At 34.5% G+C, this 18,757-nt stretch carries 13 protein-coding genes; 5 read left to right on the top strand and 8 right to left on the bottom strand.

Translation table 11 applies throughout. From position 1 onward, the window contains the following. Positions 1 to 23 precede the first annotated feature (23 nt). From CALHY_RS00465 to CALHY_RS00455, 3 genes are all read right to left on the bottom strand, one after another. Positions 24 to 866, bottom strand: coding sequence for a carbohydrate ABC transporter permease (locus tag CALHY_RS00465; RefSeq protein WP_013402068.1), 843 nt, complete (start codon positions 864 to 866; stop codon positions 24 to 26). A gap of 21 nt (positions 867 to 887) precedes the next feature. Then, entirely contained in the window at positions 888 to 1,775 is an 888-nt protein-coding gene (locus tag CALHY_RS00460; protein ID WP_013402067.1) for a carbohydrate ABC transporter permease, read from the bottom strand. 81 nt (positions 1,776 to 1,856) lie between these two features. Beyond that, complete coding sequence (locus CALHY_RS00455; RefSeq protein WP_013402066.1) at positions 1,857 to 3,179, bottom strand: ABC transporter substrate-binding protein; 1,323 nt, start codon at positions 3,177 to 3,179, stop codon at positions 1,857 to 1,859. A gap of 323 nt (positions 3,180 to 3,502) precedes the next feature. Between CALHY_RS00455 and CALHY_RS00450 the strand changes: the two genes are divergently transcribed. Together CALHY_RS00450 and CALHY_RS00445 are read left to right on the top strand one after the other, a co-directional pair. Further along, entirely contained in the window at positions 3,503 to 5,293 is a 1,791-nt protein-coding gene (locus CALHY_RS00450; protein WP_013402065.1) for a sensor histidine kinase, read from the top strand. A gap of 37 nt (positions 5,294 to 5,330) precedes the next feature. Then, on the top strand, positions 5,331 to 6,920 hold the full coding sequence (locus CALHY_RS00445) for a response regulator (protein ID WP_013402064.1): 1,590 nt from the start codon (positions 5,331 to 5,333) through the stop codon (positions 6,918 to 6,920). A 5-nt stretch (positions 6,921 to 6,925) separates the two neighbouring features. Here the strand turns inward: CALHY_RS00445 and nagA are convergent, their stop codons facing one another. The 3 genes from nagA to CALHY_RS00430 are packed head-to-tail and all read right to left on the bottom strand — an operon-like array spanning position 6,926 to position 10,749. After that, complete coding sequence (gene nagA, locus CALHY_RS00440) at positions 6,926 to 8,071, bottom strand: N-acetylglucosamine-6-phosphate deacetylase (RefSeq protein WP_013402063.1); 1,146 nt, start codon at positions 8,069 to 8,071, stop codon at positions 6,926 to 6,928. Between the two features lie 25 nt (positions 8,072 to 8,096). Further along, on the bottom strand, positions 8,097 to 9,740 hold the full coding sequence (locus tag CALHY_RS00435; RefSeq protein ID WP_013402062.1) for a beta-N-acetylhexosaminidase: 1,644 nt from the start codon (positions 9,738 to 9,740) through the stop codon (positions 8,097 to 8,099). A gap of 40 nt (positions 9,741 to 9,780) precedes the next feature. Then, positions 9,781 to 10,749, bottom strand: coding sequence for a GNAT family N-acetyltransferase (locus CALHY_RS00430; protein ID WP_013402061.1), 969 nt, complete (start codon positions 10,747 to 10,749; stop codon positions 9,781 to 9,783). 250 nt (positions 10,750 to 10,999) lie between these two features. On the opposite strand from CALHY_RS00430, the gene CALHY_RS00425 reads away from it, so the two are divergent. The 3 genes from CALHY_RS00425 to CALHY_RS00415 all read left to right on the top strand — a co-directional run bounded on the left by CALHY_RS00425 (position 11,000) and on the right by CALHY_RS00415 (position 16,761). Then, entirely contained in the window at positions 11,000 to 13,399 is a 2,400-nt protein-coding gene (locus CALHY_RS00425; RefSeq protein ID WP_013402060.1) for a GH36-type glycosyl hydrolase domain-containing protein, read from the top strand. A gap of 39 nt (positions 13,400 to 13,438) precedes the next feature. Beyond that, a complete protein-coding gene (locus CALHY_RS00420; protein ID WP_013402059.1) occupies positions 13,439 to 14,854 on the top strand; it encodes a phosphoglucomutase/phosphomannomutase family protein in 1,416 nt (471 codons plus the stop codon). A 131-nt stretch (positions 14,855 to 14,985) separates the two neighbouring features. After that, positions 14,986 to 16,761: a sensor histidine kinase gene (locus tag CALHY_RS00415; RefSeq protein WP_013402058.1), complete on the top strand. Its 1,776-nt coding sequence runs from the start codon at positions 14,986 to 14,988 to the stop codon at positions 16,759 to 16,761. Positions 16,762 to 16,796: 35 nt separating this feature from the next. Here CALHY_RS00415 and CALHY_RS00410 read toward each other — a convergent pair whose 3' ends face one another. Together CALHY_RS00410 and CALHY_RS00405 are read right to left on the bottom strand one after the other, a co-directional pair. Beyond that, entirely contained in the window at positions 16,797 to 17,585 is a 789-nt protein-coding gene (locus CALHY_RS00410) for a response regulator transcription factor (RefSeq protein ID WP_013402057.1), read from the bottom strand. A gap of 87 nt (positions 17,586 to 17,672) precedes the next feature. Further along, complete coding sequence (locus CALHY_RS00405) at positions 17,673 to 18,710, bottom strand: SIS domain-containing protein (RefSeq protein WP_013402056.1); 1,038 nt, start codon at positions 18,708 to 18,710, stop codon at positions 17,673 to 17,675. Positions 18,711 to 18,757 lie beyond the last annotated feature (47 nt).

The following is an 18,757-nucleotide window of genomic DNA, read 5'->3' as shown; positions in this document are numbered from 1 at the left end:
AAATAGCCCCAAGTGCTTAACTTTTACCCCTTCACAGCACCCAGGGTAACCCCTTTTGTAACCTGTTCGTTCAGGGCAATATATACTATCAGTGATGGAAGAGCTACTATTGTCATTACAGCAAACTGAACTGCATAGTTAGATGCATACTGACCTGCAAAGTTGTAGACTGAAAATGGTAGGGTTCTGAACTTGTCGGATGTCAGGTATGTTGCTGCCATAATAAATTCATTCCATGTATTCAAAAATGTAGTGACAGTTACGGTTACAATAGCAGGCTTTGAAAGAGGCAGAATAATCTGAAACAGTATTCTAAATATACCGCAGCCATCTATAATTGCTGACTCTTCTAAAGCTCGTGGAATACTTCCTATAAACCCCGTCATCAAGAACACTGCCTGTGGCAGCGAAAATGCAACGTATGGAATTATCAGAGCAAAATATGAATCCAGCATCTTAAGCTGTCTGAAAATAACAAAGTTTGGCAGAAGTGTTGCATGAATTGGTATCATGAGTCCCAGCAAAACATATGTTAAAACTTTATTGCTCCACTTCCACTCCATCCTTACAAATGCATACCCCATCATCAGCGAAAACAGAACAACAAGCAGAACAGACGTCACATTTACAATTACACTATTGATAAAATATTGCGGAATTTTTCCATCTCTCCATGCAAGATAATAATTTATAAACTGTGGGGGATTGGGAATTTTGAGTATATTTGCGCCATATACATCTCCACTTTTACAAAGCGAAAAGTCAATCAGCCAAACAAGTGGAAACAGCTGTCCAATTGAGAATAGTCCCAGCACAACAAGAAGCACAGCTCTGCTTTTTTTGTTGAAACTACTTTCCCTTGCCACGTCAAAACCTCCCATGTCTTGTTAAAACTCATAATTTTCTGATTTAAATATCTTCTGGAAAAGAACATTGACAGCCAAACATGCTATAACAAATAGCACTGAAATTGCATTTGCGTATCCATACTGGTATGAGTTAAATGCTCTGATATACAGGTAGTTTGCCAAAAACTGGCTTGCATCGCCGGGACCACCGTTTGTCGTTAAATAAACTGTTTCCATTTGTTTTAAAGCATATATAATGGCTATTGTAAAATTAACTTTGATAACTGGCTGAAGCAGTGGCACAGTAATCTTTGTATAAAGCTTAACACCTGTTGCACCATCAATTCTTGCCGCCTCATAAAGTTCTTCTGGTATGCCTTTTAGACCCGCGTAGTAAATCAAAAGTGCCCAGCCAAAACCCTGCCACATACAGATTATAATGACTGATATTAAAGCTGTTTTGGTATCCCCCAACCACTGCTGTTTCAAAAATCCCAAGTGTAAAAAGTCAAGTATCTTGTTTATAAGCCCATATTGAGGGTCATACAAACTTACCCACATACGTGATGTTACAACAACTGGTATCACACAGGGTATGAAAAATATTGTTCTGAAAACTTTTTCAGCTCTTCCTCCAACTTTATCAATGAATATGGCAAACGCAAGGGCTATCGGGTGCTGAACAAATACATATGCCAGAGCAAGAAGTATAGCATTTCTGAGTGACTTCCAAAAAGTTGTGTCTGTAAAAATTATCTTTTTGAAGTTTTCAAGTCCTATAAAATTTGGCCGACCAATTCCTGACCAGTCTGTCATTCCAAGATATACACTGAGTATAATTGGAAACAGAATTGCAAATGTATATATCAATAGTCCCGGCAAAACCAGCAACAAAATGGTCCTTTTGTCTGACAAAACTTTGTGCATACTGTCACTCCTTGTGAATAAAATTCCTGCTCCCAAGACATTCTTTTTGATATCCTGGGAGCAGGTGATTTAATTTTTAAACTACTTAACCTCTAACTTTGCAAGCTCTTCTATCTTTGCTAAGAACTTTTCGGGTGTAATGGCTTTTGCAACAAGCATCTGGCAAAGTGTTTCTGCCTCTGTCTTGAAGTTTGGAGTAAATGCATCCTGCCATACTGTACCGCTGACAGATGTTGCACTGCTAAATATTTGTGTTAGCTTTTTCTGAAGAACTGTTTCTTTTCCTGTCATAAACTTCTCCCAGTTCTGTCCTGGAACAACAAGTCCCTGCTGCCAACCAATCTTTGCCCATCTTGTTGGATGCATCATGTAAAGAAGAAGTTTCATTGCTTCATTCTTAACCTTTGAGCTTGCAGAAACTGCATAGCCACCGCCATGCCATGCTAAAATGTCTGTCTTTTTGCCCTTGCCACCAGAAATTATTGGGAAGTATGTTGCGTCCACATTTTTCTTGAACGACTCAGAGAAGTTTGGATTTGCTGCCATTCCTACTTCCCATGAACCCATATAATACATTGCTGCTTTTTCCTGAGCAAACAGATTGTTTGCTGCACCGTAGTCTGCCGCAACAAATGCGTCCTGGAATCCGCCTACATTTACAAGATTTACAAGGTCTTTTGCTGCTTTCAAAAGAATCTGGTTCTTGCTAACCGATTTTTTGGAGATTGCATCATAGATGAGCTTCTGATCTCCACTTTCTTTCACAACAAGCTCCTGATACAGAATTGCCAGTATCCACTTATCTTTCCCGTTTATTGCAATTGGAGCAATGCCATTTTTCCTGAATACTTTTGCTGCATTCAAAAGCTCATTAAATGTTGTTGGAACTTTTACTTTGTACTTGTTAAACAAGCCCTTGTTGTAGTAAAGTACCATGAAGTCTGTGTTTCTTGGAAGACCATAGAGTTTTCCATTGTACATAAAGTCCTTAAGAGAGGATGTCTTAAACCCATAACCTTTTATTTGGTCAAGCTTTATCTCTGCTGCATAACCTGCTTTCATGACCGGTAAGAAGAACGATGGCTGACCCCATACCATGAAGATGTCTGGCATTTGATTTGTTGCAACATATACTTTGAATTTTTGTTTGTAAGGCTCATCCTGAAGTGCTTCTACTTCAATCTTGACATTTGGATTTGCTTTCATGTAGCTGTCAATCAGCATCTGTTCAAGTTTGCCCTGGTTAGAGGTTCTATCTGGCAGATTTGATAGGAACTTGATTTTTACTGTTTTCTGGGTTGATGCTGAGGCTGTCAGATTCCCTTGGACAAGTCCAAATACGCTTACAATCAGTGCTGCGATAAGCATGACTGAAACAACCACTTTTAAAGCTTTCTTTGACATCCTTTTTTTCCTCCCTTTTTTGTTTTTTAAGTTTTTCAAAAGCTTTCTTGGGGCGCCCCAAAATCAAAGGTAGAATTGATTCTGTCTTGGTTAAATTATATCAGCATACTTTCACAATTTTAAGGTGACAATTTTTAAATTTGGTTTGCATTTTTTATGGATATTTTGAGCATGCAAGTTATTAATTGTTATTAAAATTATGATGATTGATGGCAAGATGTATTTCTAAAAAAGAATATCTTGTGAATTTTATATATGAAGTTGTATAATATACTTTGACCTGTAGAATAAAAGTGAGCTTCAAAAGAAGGTGTTTTGGTAAAATGCTTTTAAAGCTCAAAAATTATTTTTTACGTCTGAGCATAAAATACAAGATACTCATTCTCTTCTACAGTATAATAGTGGTAACCTCCTTGGTGCTGGCTTTATTTTCATATACCATTTCAACAAACCAGCTAAAAGAAGAGGTCGGAAATCTACTTTTAAGAGACACAAAAAGAATTGCTGCCAGCATAGATTTTCTTCAAAGAGATGTAAATGAACTTTCATCATTTTTGTTTTTAGATCAAAGAGTGCAAAACTTTATCAGCCCGCGCCCTGATTTTACCAAATATTCCTTAGAACCACTGGCAAGCCTTCTTGCTTCCAAAGATTATATAAGTTTTATTATGCTCTACTCTTTTCAAGGTGATAAATATTACTTTTCAAATGACAATAGCACTGGAGTTGCTGATTTTTATGAACTAAAATCTACAGATTTTTTTAAACAGATTATAAAAAACAAAGGTGCACCTATATGGCTGAGTCTAAACAGCTTGCCTTTCACTCTAATTGCAAAAAACAATTACCCTAAGATTGCCATGGCAAGGCTTCTTTTAGACTTCAATACATACGAGCCTGCAGGAGTGCTTATAATATGTATAAACATACCAACCATTGAAAAAATCTATATGGAAGATTTAAAGGAAAAAGAAGCATGCTTTTTTATAGCTGACAGCAACAACAGAATTATTTCTCTTGAGAGCACAACACCACAGTTTACAGCTACATTTGCCCAGAAGCTTTTGAATGAAAACATCCTAAGTAGAGAAAATGAAATAATTACTGCCAATTCATCAAAACTTTTAATAACATCAAGTTACATCCCGACCTCAAACTGGCGGCTTGTGAGCATTGTTTCGTTAGAAAATGCCATAAATGCTATTAGAAATTCGTTTGTCCTTCTATATATTAGGGTACTTATACTCTGTTTGATCTTTGCTTTTATAATCTCCATGTATTTCTCCTCCATGCTCACAGCACCTCTCCAAAAGCTGGTAAGTTCTATGAAAAAGGTGCGACAGGGCAACTTTCGAGAGCAGGTAAATATTGACCCGCATGCAAGTGATGAAATTGCAATACTTGTTTGTGAATACAACAACATGGTGGAAAAAATAAATCAGCTGATAAACAAAGTGCTAAAATTGGAAATTCACAAAAAAGAAGCAGAGCTGAAAGCACTTGAAGCTCAGATAAATCCTCATTTTCTTTATAATACTTTGGATACTATATTCTGGAAGGCCGAAAAATCCCATGATAGCGAAATAAGCGAAATGATATATTCTCTTTCAAGGCTTTTTAGACTTACCTTAAACAGGGGAAGTGAGTTCATTCAGGTAAAGGGTGAGAAAGAACTAATTGAACATTATCTTTTCTTGCAGAGCAAAAGATATAAAAATAAACTTCAGTATTCAATTGAAATTGACCCTGAGATATTAGACCATTATATACCAAAACTGATTCTACAGCCGTTTGTTGAAAATGCCATCGTTCACGGTATGGAAAATTCAACAACCCCAACTTTTATTCAAATAACAGGTGAAAAAGAAGGCGAAAATTTATGCTTTACCATCAAAGACAATGGAATTGGAATGTCGAAAATGCAGCTCGATAGAATCAAAGACCTTTTAGAATCAGGAAAGGAAGCTACTTTTGGATATGCTATCAAAAATGTCAACGAAAGATTAAAACTTTACTATGAAACACACTTCAAATTGAATATACAAAGCCAGCCAGGACAAGGTACAGAAGTAAAATTGATACTTCCTATAGATTATATTTCAGTAGAAAGTTGATTGTAAGAATATTTTGTAAAAAAAGGAGATGAAAAGGGTGACAAAGTTACTTATTGCTGATGATGAGCCAGAGGTAATTGAAGGTATTTCAACTCTTGTTGATTGGGAAAACAATGGAATTAAGATTGTTGGATGTGCAACAAACGGTGAAGAGGCACTTGAGAAAATTAGAATGCTTTGCCCTGACATTGTTTTGATAGATATCAAAATGCCTAAGTTAGATGGACTTCAAGTAATTGAAAATGCCAAAAAAGAAGGGTATATATTTGAAAGTATAATCTTAAGCGGGTATGATGACTTTTACTTTGCCCAAAAAGCACTTGAGCTAAGGAGCCTGAATTATTTGCTAAAGCCCTGCAGACCGAAAGAAGTCTTAGATGCAGTGCTGAAGGCCAAAAACGTTCTTGAAAAAGAAAGGGAAAAAGAAGCCCTGATAAACAGATTCATAGAATATTACAATGAAACTTTGCCAATTTTAAAAGAGAGAATCTTAAATGAGGTTATATTTGGCATCCGCAGTAAAGAAGAAATAGAAAAACTATTTGAAAGGTACAATATAAAGCTTTCATCTGGAAAATATTGCGTAGTTCTTGCCAAATTTGATATTGAAAATGCATCTGATACTTACCCTTCTTCTCCTGTAAAACAAGAAGCGTACACTCTTGCGTGCGTGAATTTAATTCAAGAAGAATTAGAAGACTTTAGAGCAGAAGTTTTCAGAGGCAGAAATGAAATAGTTATATTAATCAATTCTGATTTTGAATTTGATAGAGAAATGATGGATGATATTCTTACAAAAGTCAAAAAAATTGTTGATGAAAAACTTGGACTGAAACTTTACTTTGGAGTTAGCAGGTGGATTGATAAAATTGAAAAAATTAACTCCTCTTATGAACAAGCATTAAATGCCTTAGAGCTCAAATTCTTTGCAGATGATATTGACATATTATACTATGATGATATTTGCCTTAACAAAAATACCCTGCTTTACCCAATCGATGAGGAAAAAGCAATAATAAATAGCCTCTTGCTATGCCAGAAAGATACTATTAAAGATAAAGTTGAAAACTTTATAAATTCATTGTATGCCATTAATACATTCAACAAATGGTTTATAAAGTCGGCCGTTTTGGCGCTACTGGGCAGTATAATTAAAGTCTGCCATGAAAAATGCATTGATTTAAATGACGTAGTAAATAGCAAGGTTTTTGAAAACATTTTGAAAACTGAAAAAAAAGAGCTGCTCAAAGCATCGCTACTCAGTTTTTTAAATGCAGTAGTGGATAGAATTGAGCAGAGCGAAAACAAAAATCTAATCGTCAAAGCAGCCATTAACTTCATTGAAAAAAACTATAACAAGAACATCACATTAGAAAGTGTTGCAAAAGAGGTATATGTAACACCTGCGTATTTGAGCATTCTATTTAAACGGGAACTGAAGATTAATTTCATTGATTACCTGCACAAAATTAGAATTCAAAAAGCCCAAGAACTTTTGAAAAATCAAAATTTAAAGACATATCAGGTTGCAAATATGGTTGGTTTTTCTGATGAGAAGTATTTTTCTCAAGTTTTCAAAAAGTATACTGGGCTTACACCAACGCAATATAGGGAAAGCTTGCTTTGAAAAATTTATTGTGCCTTATACACAAGCTCTCCCCCAATATATACCTCTTTTATATTTAAATCCTCATCCATCAATACAAAATCTGCCCTAAAGCCCTCTTTTACCCTGCCGCACTCAAGAGAAAGAAGTCTTGATGGATTGTAAGTTGCTGCCTGCAGTGCATCTTCTAATCTAATTCCAATTTTTATTAAGTTCTTTACTGCCTTATCAATTGTCAAGGTGCTGCCAGCGATGGTACCATCAGCTAATTTACAAATTCCATTTTCAACTTTTACATCTAAGGCCCCTAAACTATACTCACCATCAGAAAGGTCTGTTGCAGAAATAGAATCACTAATTATTATAATACTCTCAGGACCTTTTAGCTTGTAAGTAAGCTTTATAATCTCAGGAGACAGGTGAATAAAATCGCAAATTAACTCCACTTTGATGCTGCTCAAAAGCGCATATGTGGTAATAGAATTCTGCCTGTGATGTAGCTGTGGCATTGCGTTAAAAAGGTGAACAATACTTTTGGCACCAAGCATATGTGCTTGTGCTGCCTGCTCAAAGCTGCTTTCTGTGTGTCCAAGCGAAATGTTAATACCTCTTTCTGCTGCCTTTGAAATAAATTCATTGGGATTTTCAAGTAGTTCTGGAGCAAGCGCAATATCAATAATTTTTTCTTCACAATTAGAACTCAGCTCTTCTAACTTTTCAGCTGTCGGCCTTTGCAAAAATCTCTCATCATGTGCACCTTTCTTTGCAGGGTTTATAAATGGCCCTTCTAAGAATATTCCAGGGATGTTTAGCTTAAAATTTGGGTCTTTCTTTGCTTCTTTAATAGCTTTTGTAAGCTTAAATATGTTTTCAAACGGAGCTGACACAATTGTAGGTACAATAGTTGTAACACCATGTTTAAAATAGTAGTTTTGGATTGTTTTTAAATCATTCTCTGTAGTATCAAAAAAATCAACTCCACCAATACCATGTGTGTGTTTGTCAACAAATCCAGGTGATAAAATAAAATCTCTTCTGTCTATAATCTCATCTTTTCCAGTATCAATTCCTTCTTGCGTTCCCAGAATTATTCCATCTTCTACAACCAAAACATTGTCTTCGATAAAAGAATGCCCATTGAAAATCTTTTTGACCAAAAACTTTTTTCTCATTTTTAAAACACCTCAAAATATATTTTTAACTTTCTTCCAATTCTAAGCTAACTTTGCCAGCTGCTGCCCAAAACCTTTCAACAATCCTATCAAGCCCTTCCTTTTTCCTCTCTTTACGCCACAGCCTGCAGTAATAACTTCCAAGCTCAATTAAATCAGCTGCTGTCACAGTATTCTCAAGCCTTTTTATCGCTACTCTTATAGCCTGCCGGATAAATGCTAAATCTTCAGGAAGATTTACCCCAATAACCTTTTGCAAAGCTTCTTCAAAATATCTTTTTAACCCTTGTTCCTCAGAAGTCCCCATTTGCACAACCTCTTTGTTTCCATACAACAGACCTTTTATATTATTTGCAATTTTCGACGTACCAAAGACTTTTCGTACATCAAGTAGTTTCTCACTTTCACCAGAAAGAATAATAAAACTTTCTTCCCACTTTCCATCACCTTCAGCAAGCTCAATGGTAGCAATGAGCAATGGATATAAAAAACTAAACAAACACTCCTCACCATCATCGCCCCAGGCTGTCACCAAAAAGCCTTGAAAACCTTTTGTCTTTGCTGCATCAATAAAATTTTTTATGTTCTCAATTGCTACTTCAAAATCAGGATAAAACCTGTCCCAATTAGAAAAACCCGGACACACTATCTGATTTGATTGGTATTTATCTCCAAAGCTTTCAATTCTGTTTATAAAATGTTCTTTAGGCATTGCTGCATAATCCCAGTTGGCTAAAATTACCCTTTGCCATATATCGCTTTGCAAAAGTTTTCCCCATACCTGTTTTTCATTTGGCTTGAGAAACATGCCTGTTAGCATATCTCCCCACATGATAGGTATCTTACCATACTTTTCTACAATATCTATCATGTTCTTATGATGTTCTTCGTATAGCTTTGGCCCTTCAAATATCCAATTCTTTTCCAAGCTTTTTCCTCTGCCGAGTGCCCATGTCTCATCCCCGCCGATGTGAACGTACTTAGATGGGAAAAACTCTAATACTTCTTCTAAAAGTTCATAAGCGAATTTTTTTGCTTCTTCATTCGACAAGTCAAGGCATCCTTCTCTTGGCAAATACCATTCACTGTATTTGGAGTACTCTGGAATTGATAAAATATTCTCCATATGACCTGTTAACTCTAAGGATGGAAATACTTCTATTCCAAGATTTTTGCCGTACTCTATAATTTCTTTTAACTCCTCTTTTGTTAATCTTCCTCTACCTGCACCTATCTTAGGATGTTTTTCCCATAGAAAAAGGTCTTCAAAGTATATTGCAAAGTAGTTATATTTGAGCAAAAATAGCCATCTCAATATGTTTTTAAAAGTTGAAAAACTGGGCACTCCGCCCCTTGCAATATCAAGATGAAAGCCTCTAAAAGAAAATCTAAATTCTTCTTCTACTGTGACTTGCGGCAGTGCATCTTTTCTTTGAATTAAGAGCTGAACTAAGGTGGCATAAGCAACATTAACATTTCCCCAGACCTTTACTTTTTTGTCCTCTATTGAAATACCTGTTCCAGGTCTTTCGACAATCTCTATCTTCCATGAGCCTTTTGGTATTGAAAACTCCCTTGAAATGAAATCTGGAAAGTTTTCAAAACCATCAAAGTCAAACCATTTCCCTGTGAAATCAAGTTTTTTAGGCTTTGGAACAATTTTAAACATTTTTTGATATCTCCCTTCTGCAAGCAATTTTTATGCCTTGTTAAAAATTATCAGTGCCCCAAAACAGAAATTTATCTGGCTCTCTTGTCAGGATACTTATCAGTCTTTCAGTTGAATCGACAAGTAAGCCTTCCAGCTTGAAAGGAGTAATAAGATTTAACATCAAACTATTGTCTTTAAACTCAGTACACCCAGTAAGCTCAAGGCCAATTGCCTTTGGATATTTAATTGCTTCTGCATTTTCATTGTTTATAATAAATTTTATAAACTCTATCAAAGGTATCTCTTTGTTTGATGAGTCAAAGCAGCCATATTCCAGTATAATTACTTCTTTGCCATTTTTTCTATAAAACAAATATGCAGCCAATCTGCCATCAATAAAATATCCCAAGCTTGTTTTAGGCTCAAATTTAACCCAGTTAAGCCAATATTCTCTGTTTCTAACAACAGGACCATTAAAATTAGCCGAATAAACCTTGTAGATCTCATCCATAATTTCAATATCATTGTCTGATAATTTTATTTCTTTTACTTCTCTTGCCTGAGCAACTTTAGATTCATAATATTTACGAAAGATATTTCTGTCAAGTAAACAAAATTCCCTCGTCAATACTTTATAGCCAAGTTTGCCATAAAAATTATGAAGTGACGCAAAAAGAATAGAAATAGAAAGCTTTTTCTCTCTCATTGTATCTATTGCCATGCGAAGTAACTTTGATGCAAGCCCCATTCCTCTGTACTGAGGTTTTGTACTGACCTCTCCTATTCCACCAACAGTTATTTCTTTACCATGAAAGTATATCTTTCTGTAAAATAATCTTACTGTACTTGCTATGCTGCTGCCGTCTGCTGCAACAAAAATGCTGTTAATATCTCTGAAAGGGTCATTGAAATAATGTCTTTTAAAATAATCAAGCCAAAAATCTAAATTTCGATTTTCTCCAAAAACACTTGCACAGTGGTAAAACCATTTTTCAAGTTCTGATTCTTTTAAGGTTCTAAATTCCATAAAAATCTCCCTTCTTGTACAAAGTAAAGTAACACTAAATTATATTTTAAATTATGCATATAATTTTTACAATTTTAATTTTACTTAATTATATTGCTATTTATTTAATTTTCTTGTTATTTAGTGCATTTAACTGTTTTATATTGATATTTTTTGATTTTTCTGTTTGATTTCAAATATGTTTAAATGCTATTATTCTGATAGAAGACATAAAAATGTCAACCTTAAAATTAAAGGGGGAAAACAATTTATGAGATACGGTTACTTTGACAACCAAAATAGAGAATACGTAATCGAGCGTCCTGATATCCCTGTTTCCTGGACAAACTATTTGGGTGTTAAAGATATGTGTACAGTAATCTCACATAATGCAGGTGGCTATAGCTTTTATAAAACACCTCAATACCACAGAATAACAAGATTTAGACAAAATGGTGTACCTCTTGACAGACCTGGTCACTATGTTTACTTAAGAGATGATGAGACAGGAGATTATTGGAGTATTTCATGGCAACCAGTAGGAAAAAGTTTGAGCATTGCTAAATATGTTTGCCGACATGGTCTTTCCTATTCTAAGTTCATCTGCGATTACAACAATATTCATGCTGAGCAGTGGCTTTTTATACCTCTTGATGATGCAGTTGAGATTTGGGATGTTAGAGTAAAAAATACAGGAATTAGCAGAAGAAAACTGAGTATTTTTACTTATGCTGAGTTTTCATATCATCATATAGAAATTGACAATCAAAATCTTCAAATGAGTCTTTATGCAAGTGGTTCAAGCTACAAAGACGGTATTATAGAATACGACTTTTTCTATATACCCGATATGTACCACTTCTTCGCTTCTAACTTTGAACCAGATAGTTTTGATTGTGTAAGAGATATTTTCATAGGCAATTACAGAACAGAAACAAACCCAATTGCTGTTGAAAAAGGTATGTGTTCAAACAGTGAGGATCTTACTGGAAACCACTGTGCTTCTCTGCACAAGAGATTTATATTAGAACCTGGTGAAGAAAAAAGATTTATCTTCATGCTGGGCGTGGGAGATAGAAATAAAGGTAGAGAAATCAAAGAAAAATATAGTAAGTTTGAAAATGTCGACAATAGCTTTTATGAACTCAAAAAATACTGGGATGATAAACTTTCTGTTTTTCAGTGCACAACACCTCATGAGGGCTTGAATACAATGATAAACATTTGGAATTTATATCAAGCAGAAACATGTGTTGTATGGTCAAGGTTTGCATCTTTTATAGAAGTTGGTGGAAGGACAGGTCTTGGATATAGAGACACTGCTCAAGATGCAATGTCAATTCCGCATACTAATCCTCAAAAATGCAAACAAAGAATTATTGAGCTATTAAAAGCTCAGACAAGTGAAGGGTATGGACTGCATCTATTTGAGCCTGAGTGGTTTGAAGAGGATGATACGCCAAAACCAAAATTCAAATCTCCCACCATAGTGCCCAAACCCAAAAAAGATAGTATAATCCATGGAATTGAAGATGCCTGCTCAGACGATGCGTTGTGGCTTATTCCCACAATAAGTGAATATATAAAAGAAACTGGTGAAATTGAATTTCTTGATATGATAATTCCTTTTGCTGATAAAGGCCAAGCCTCGGTTTATGAACACATGAAACGAATTATTGACTTTACAGCAAAACATGTAGGCCCGCATGGAATAGCCAAGGGATTGAGAGCTGATTGGAACGACTGCCTAAACCTTGGCGATGGTGAAAGTGCAATGGTCTCTATGCTTCATTACTGGGCTTTGCAATCTTTCATTGAAATTGCCAGATATCTTGGAAAAAGAGAAGATGTTGAAAAATATTCGGCCTTAGCAGAAAATATTAAAAAAGTTTGCAATGATGTGCTATGGGATGGTAGATGGTATTTACGCGGAATAACAGCAAATGGCTTAAAAATTGGAAGCAATGAATGTGAAGAAGGAAAAATTTATTTAGAATCAAATGCATGGGCAGTAGTATCTGGTGTTGCAGACTATGAGCGTGGAATATCAGCAATGGATGCTGTATATGAATATCTTTTTTCTAAATATGGTCTGCACCTTTTACATCCTCCATACTCAAAACCAAATGATGAGATTGGTTTTGTAACAAGAGTTTATAAAGGAATTAAAGAAAATGGGGCAATTTTTAGCCATGCAAATACATGGGCATGGGTTGCCGAATGCAAGCTTGGACGGGGCTCAAGAGCAATGGAGCTTTATAATGCGCTCCTTCCTTACAATCAAAACGACATCATTGAAATCCGTGAATCAGAACCATACAGCTATTGTCAATTCGTTTATGGAAAATATCACAAATCTTTTGGCAAAGCAAGACATCCTTGGCTTACTGGAACAGCTGGATGGGCTTATCATGCAGTCACACATTGGATTCTGGGTATAAGACCAACCTTCGACGGTCTTGTTATTGACCCATGTATACCAAGCAATTGGGACAAATTTGAGGTAATTAGAAAATTCAGAGGAGCAACATATAAGATTACAGTCCATAATCCAAATAGAGTGGAAAAAGGAGTAAAGAATATTACGCTAAATGGTAAAGATCTTGAAAAAAATTTTGTTTCTGTTCAGCCCAAGGGTAGTATCAATGAAGTTATTGTAGTAATGGGGTAAAAGTTAATTTACAATACTGATTTGAGGAGGAAAAATTTCATGATTAAGTTTGGGACAGGCGGATGGCGTGCCATCATAGGCGATGATTTTACAAAGGAGAACATTCAAAAGGTAGCTCAGGCAGTTAGCATTTATATGAAAGAAAAAGGTATTGATTCAGATGGAATTGTACTTGGATACGATCGCCGTTTTCTTTCTGATAAAGCTGCTCGGTGGTTTTCTGAAGTGCTCTCTGCAAATGGTATAAAGATTTTCTTTATTAACAAAGTTGCTCCCACACCCCTTGTAATGTTCACAGTTAAAAAGCTCAATACAAAATTTGGTGCGACAGTAACTGCAAGTCATAATCCTGCAGATTACAATGGTATAAAACTGTTTATAGAAGAAGGAAGAGATGCGCCATTGGAGGTAACTTCTGAAATTGAAGCAATAGCAAATAGTTTGCCAAGTGATTCTATAAAACGTCTTAAATTTGAAAAGGCTATTGATAATGGCTTTATTGAGATAATTGACCCATTTGACGATTATATAGACGCCATCCTTAGTATGGTTGATATTGAAGCAATAAAAAAGCGAAAACTACGGATACTTCTTGACCCAATGTATGGAGTATCACGGACTTCTCTGCAAACAATATTAATTACTGCAAGATGTGATGTAGATACTATCCACGAAAGGCACGACACCCTATTTGGCGGAAGACTGCCATCGCCCACAACTTCTACACTTTATCGTTTAAAACATTTAGTTGTTGAAAAAGGATACGATTTAGGAATTGGAACAGATGGCGATGCTGACAGAGTAGGTATAGTAGATGAAAAAGGCAATTTTATTCACCCAAATGATATCTTAGTCTTGCTTTACTATTATTTCCTAAAGTATAAAGGGTGGAAAGGTCCAGCTGTGCGCAACTTAGCTACTACACACTTGCTTGACAGAATTGCAAGTTCGTTTGGGGAAAAATGCTACGAAGTACCAGTTGGTTTTAAGTATATAAGCGCTAAAATGGAAGAGACCGGCGCGATAATAGGTGGAGAGAGCAGTGGAGGTCTAACAATCAAAGGCCACATAAAAGGAAAAGATGGTATCTTTGCCGCTACTTTGTTAGTAGAACTTATCTGTAAAACTGGTAGGAAACTGTCTGAAATTCTTGAAGAAATACAACGAATATATGGGGTACTGTATATGGAAGAAAACGATTTTTCTCTTGAGCCTGAAGAAAAAGAAAAAATCTGGGAAATACTTTTTGACAAAAAGCATCTTCCTGATTTTCCTTTTGAAATCTCTAATGTTAGCTATATTGACGGTGTAAAAGTATACTTTAAAAATGGTGGTTGGGTATTGGCAAGATTTTCTGGAACAGAACCCCTTCTTAGAATATATAGCGAAATGGATGATAAAGAACAGGCACAAGAAGTGTGTAGGATATTTGCTGAGTTTTTGAATCTCAGATAAGATTTATCACAAATAAAAAATGAGGTATTCTTTGGGGTTATCAATAATTCTCAACGAGAATACCTCATTTTTTTCTTCCATGTTAAAATTAAAATATAAACATCAGTTCAGTAAAGGAGATATATGCAATGATGAAATACATCAAGTCTCTATTCCGTCTGACATCAATAAAGTTTAAATTACTTCTTGCACTTGTTGTTATAACTTGTATACCAACTCTTATACTGGGATATATAGGATATCTTAAATATACTGAAATATTAAAAGACAAATTTTTAAAATCTCAAGAAGTAAATATAATTCAAATTTCAAGTATCATAGAATATTATACTCAAAACATATATAACTTTACCCAAGAAGTCTTATATGATAACTCCATATACAATTTTTATAAGGCATTGATTGACAGGAATGATGATTCAGAACTTTTTGATTATATATTTAAAAAAGATTTTGAAGGATATCTAAACTCATTGCTTTTGTCAAGAAATGATATAAATTTAATAGCTTTCAATTTTTCAGTAAACAATAGTCTTTATTATGTCAGTCGTGAGAATGAAAAGCTTGAAAGCCTAGATGTTTGTACAATTTACCAGAAAGCTAAAATAACAGCAGGAAAGCCCATTATATATGTAAAGCCAATTAATAAATTCTACTCTGATGTTTACATAGGAAGAATAGTATACGACAGAAACACCCTAGATGAAATTGGATTACTTATTATTAAGATGAATTTAAACAAAATGTATGACTCCATAACAACATTAAAAATAAAAAACTATGATGCCATTGCTTTTGCATACCGAGATAAGCTAATTTATGTTAATTTTTCAAATTCAACTAATTTAACTGGCCTTGAAGATTTAATTGTTAAACAACACAAATTTGAGCTTAGCAGCAAGTTCAAAAATAATTACTATTTTGTCAAGTCTGACGTGCCTATTTCTGGTTGGACATGTTATATGTTTTTTTCAAAGAAGTTCCTATTAAATGAAATAAATTTAGTATCTAAAACGCTTTTCATTCTCTTCATCATTACTGTGTTTTTATCATTGCTACTAATTAATTATATTTATTTGGACATAACTTCACCAATCAATCAACTAATTAAATACATGAAAAAGGTTGAAAATGGAGAAATTCAGATAAAAATTGAATCGAATAGAAAGGATGAGTTTGGTTATTTAATCTCTTCGTTTAATAGAATGACCGAAAAGATAAACCATTTAATCAACCAAGTATACAAAGCCCGGCTTATTGCAAAGGATGCACAAATAAAAGCTCTTCAAGCACAAATAAACCCGCACTTTTTGTTCAATACTCTGGATGTTATCAATTGGAAAGCTAAATTCTTAGGAGCAGAAGAGATCTCTGAAATGATCACAGCATTAGCTACTCTTTTGGAGTACAGCATAAATCGTGAAGACTCAACTTTAGTGTCACTACAAAGAGAATTGGAATATATTGATAGTTATATATTTTTGGTCTGTAAGAGGAATAATCATCTCAGAAATCTAAATTTCATAAAAGATATAAAGGGCAATGATTTGTTAAATTATAAAATCCCATTCATGACGTTGCAGCCAATAATAGAAAATTGTATTAAGCATGCCTTTGACTCTAGTATAAAAGACCCTACAATTCTAATAGAAATTCAGGAGTACAATAACAATCTGATCATAAAAGTGAAAGATAACGGCAAAGGTATCGAGCCAGAGAAGCTTGCGCATATTAATAATAAGCTCAATAAAATACCTGATTTTTCAGAAAAAGATAGTTGTGGAATTGGTCTTTTAAATGTTCACAGGCGTCTTAGACTTTTGTTTGGAAATCAATATAGGCTTTTATTAAATAGCACAGTTGGCAGTGGCACAGAAATTATACTGACAATTCCTGCTTCAAAGTAGATATATTCTCGGTATAAAAATCATCATGTTTAATTTTAATTTACAAAATATTTATTTCTATATTCTTGTGGAGACATTCCTGTAAGTTTCTTAAACACTCTACAAAAATAAGTGTTATCGTTATATCCAACCATACTGCCAACTTCATTGACGCGATACCGTGGAATTGCTAAAAGTCTTTTCGCTTGTTCAATTCTGATAATATTGATTAAATCAGTATAGTTCAAACCTAGTTCCTTTTTGATCAATTTGCTGAGGTGCCAGTGACTGATATAAAATTCTTCAGCCAACTCTTGCAGAGAAATTTCTTTGTAGTAATTTTCTAAAAGGTAGCTTAATATTTTGCTCGCCATAAAGCTTAAAGGTTTTTCTTCTCCCTCGTTTTTTTGTCTTTTAATAACCTGCAGTACACACTGCCTTAAAGCTTCTTTGTCATCAGTAATTCTTTCATATTCCATCTCCTCAATTGCTTCTTGCACAGCTTTTTCAATTTCATCAGTTTTGGCTGGCTTAAAAAGCAATCTAAAAACTCCAAGTTTAATTGCTTCTTGTGCATATTCAATGTTACGGTAGGCGGTGATAATTATAATTTTACTCTTTTTATTTTTCTTTTTTATCTCTTTTATCATCTCAAGTCCATTTAGGCCAAACATCCTGATGTCAGTGATAATAATGTCTGGCTTATATTTTTCCACTATGTACAATCCCTCAGTACCATTCTCAGCTAAAGCTACAACCTCATAATTTAATTTTTTCCAATTAACGAAAGTCTTAAGACCTTCTCTTATAATTTCCTCATCATCTACTATTACTACCTTTTTCATGCTTACCTCTCCTATTGATGTTTCAAAACATTTAGAACTTACAAGTTTTAATAAATCCGCCCTTGGAGAATAGAAAAGGGCGGACGTTTATTTTGTAATGGTCACCTTACTTAAATGTCGAGGTTTATCCGGATTATTTCCTTTTAACACACACAAATAATATGAAAAAAGCTGTATCAGAGGTATTACAAACAAAGGTTTTATAAATTTATTCAAATCCTTTTTTATTTCTACGTATTTACAAGCTTTCTTATTTAGCTTATCCGAATCACTAAATGTTATTATATCAATCCCTTCTTTGGTCAATCTTTCTGCAATCTCTATATTATCTTCAATAGTCTCATCAACTGGGGCTATTATAAACACAGGTATGTTTTTATCTATCATTGCCAAAGGGCCATGCCTAAAATCAGAAGTTGAAAAGCCTTTTGCCCTTACATAACTTGTTTCCTGAATTTTTAGCGCAAATTCAAGTGCTACAGGGAAGCTGACACCTCGTCCGAGAATAAAGCATTCGTTCATATATCTAAATCTTTCGATATTTTCCCTAATTATTTCTTCTTTGCCAAGTACTTCTTCAAATATGTTTTCAATATTTGATAGGTCAAAAACCAACTTATCGTCTTCTGCCAAAAAAGCTGCAAAAAGCTCTAAAAGTACTATTTCTGCAGTAAAACTTTTGGTGGCTGCAACGGCTTCTTCTATCCCAACATTCATATTTAATTTATACTCTGCAATAAGCGATAATTTAGAACTCGGATTGTTTGTTATAGCAATGGTCATCGCTCCATTTGCTTTTGCCATATCCAAAAAACTACAAATATCTTCTGATTGCCCAGGTTGAGATACACCTATCACACAGGTTTTTTCCAATTGAAGATTCTTTTTATAAAGTGATGCAACTGATGGTGCTGCAAGCCCTGCTGGAATTCCTGATAATATTTCAATTATATATTTTCCAAATGTCGCTGCGTTGTCAGACGAACCCCGTGCAACAAATATGATGTTGTTTATGTTTCTATCTTTAACATTTCTTGCAATAAGCCTTATAATTTCCACATTGCTCTCAAAACATCTCTTCATCACAGAAGGTTGTTCATAAATTTCTTTTAGCATCTTATGCATTGCAATGTTCCCTCTCTTACACTATTATTTTAAACTTTTTAATCATA

Origin of the sequence: Caldicellulosiruptor hydrothermalis 108, assembly GCF_000166355.1 — a bacterium.
GTDB lineage: Bacteria > Bacillota > Thermoanaerobacteria > Caldicellulosiruptorales > Caldicellulosiruptoraceae > Caldicellulosiruptor > Caldicellulosiruptor hydrothermalis.
This window is presented reverse-complemented; position numbering and strand designations above follow the sequence as displayed.

Excerpts from the sequence above, each read along its gene's own strand:
- CALHY_RS00460 (WP_013402067.1), bottom strand. The coding sequence starts at position 1,775 with ATGCACAAAGTTTTGTCAGACAAAAGGACCATTTTGTTGCTGGTTTTG.
- CALHY_RS00455 (WP_013402066.1), bottom strand. The coding sequence starts at position 3,179 with ATGTCAAAGAAAGCTTTAAAAGTGGTTGTTTCAGTCATGCTTATCGCA.
- CALHY_RS00450 (WP_013402065.1), top strand. The coding sequence starts at position 3,503 with ATGCTTTTAAAGCTCAAAAATTATTTTTTACGTCTGAGCATAAAATAC.
- nagA (WP_013402063.1), bottom strand. The coding sequence starts at position 8,071 with ATGAGAAAAAAGTTTTTGGTCAAAAAGATTTTCAATGGGCATTCTTTT.
- CALHY_RS00435 (WP_013402062.1), bottom strand. The coding sequence starts at position 9,740 with ATGTTTAAAATTGTTCCAAAGCCTAAAAAACTTGATTTCACAGGGAAA.
- CALHY_RS00430 (WP_013402061.1), bottom strand. The coding sequence starts at position 10,749 with ATGGAATTTAGAACCTTAAAAGAATCAGAACTTGAAAAATGGTTTTAC.
- CALHY_RS00425 (WP_013402060.1), top strand. The coding sequence starts at position 11,000 with ATGAGATACGGTTACTTTGACAACCAAAATAGAGAATACGTAATCGAG.
- CALHY_RS00420 (WP_013402059.1), top strand. The coding sequence starts at position 13,439 with ATGATTAAGTTTGGGACAGGCGGATGGCGTGCCATCATAGGCGATGAT.
- CALHY_RS00415 (WP_013402058.1), top strand. The coding sequence starts at position 14,986 with ATGAAATACATCAAGTCTCTATTCCGTCTGACATCAATAAAGTTTAAA.
- CALHY_RS00410 (WP_013402057.1), bottom strand. The coding sequence starts at position 17,585 with ATGAAAAAGGTAGTAATAGTAGATGATGAGGAAATTATAAGAGAAGGT.
- CALHY_RS00405 (WP_013402056.1), bottom strand. The coding sequence starts at position 18,710 with ATGCATAAGATGCTAAAAGAAATTTATGAACAACCTTCTGTGATGAAG.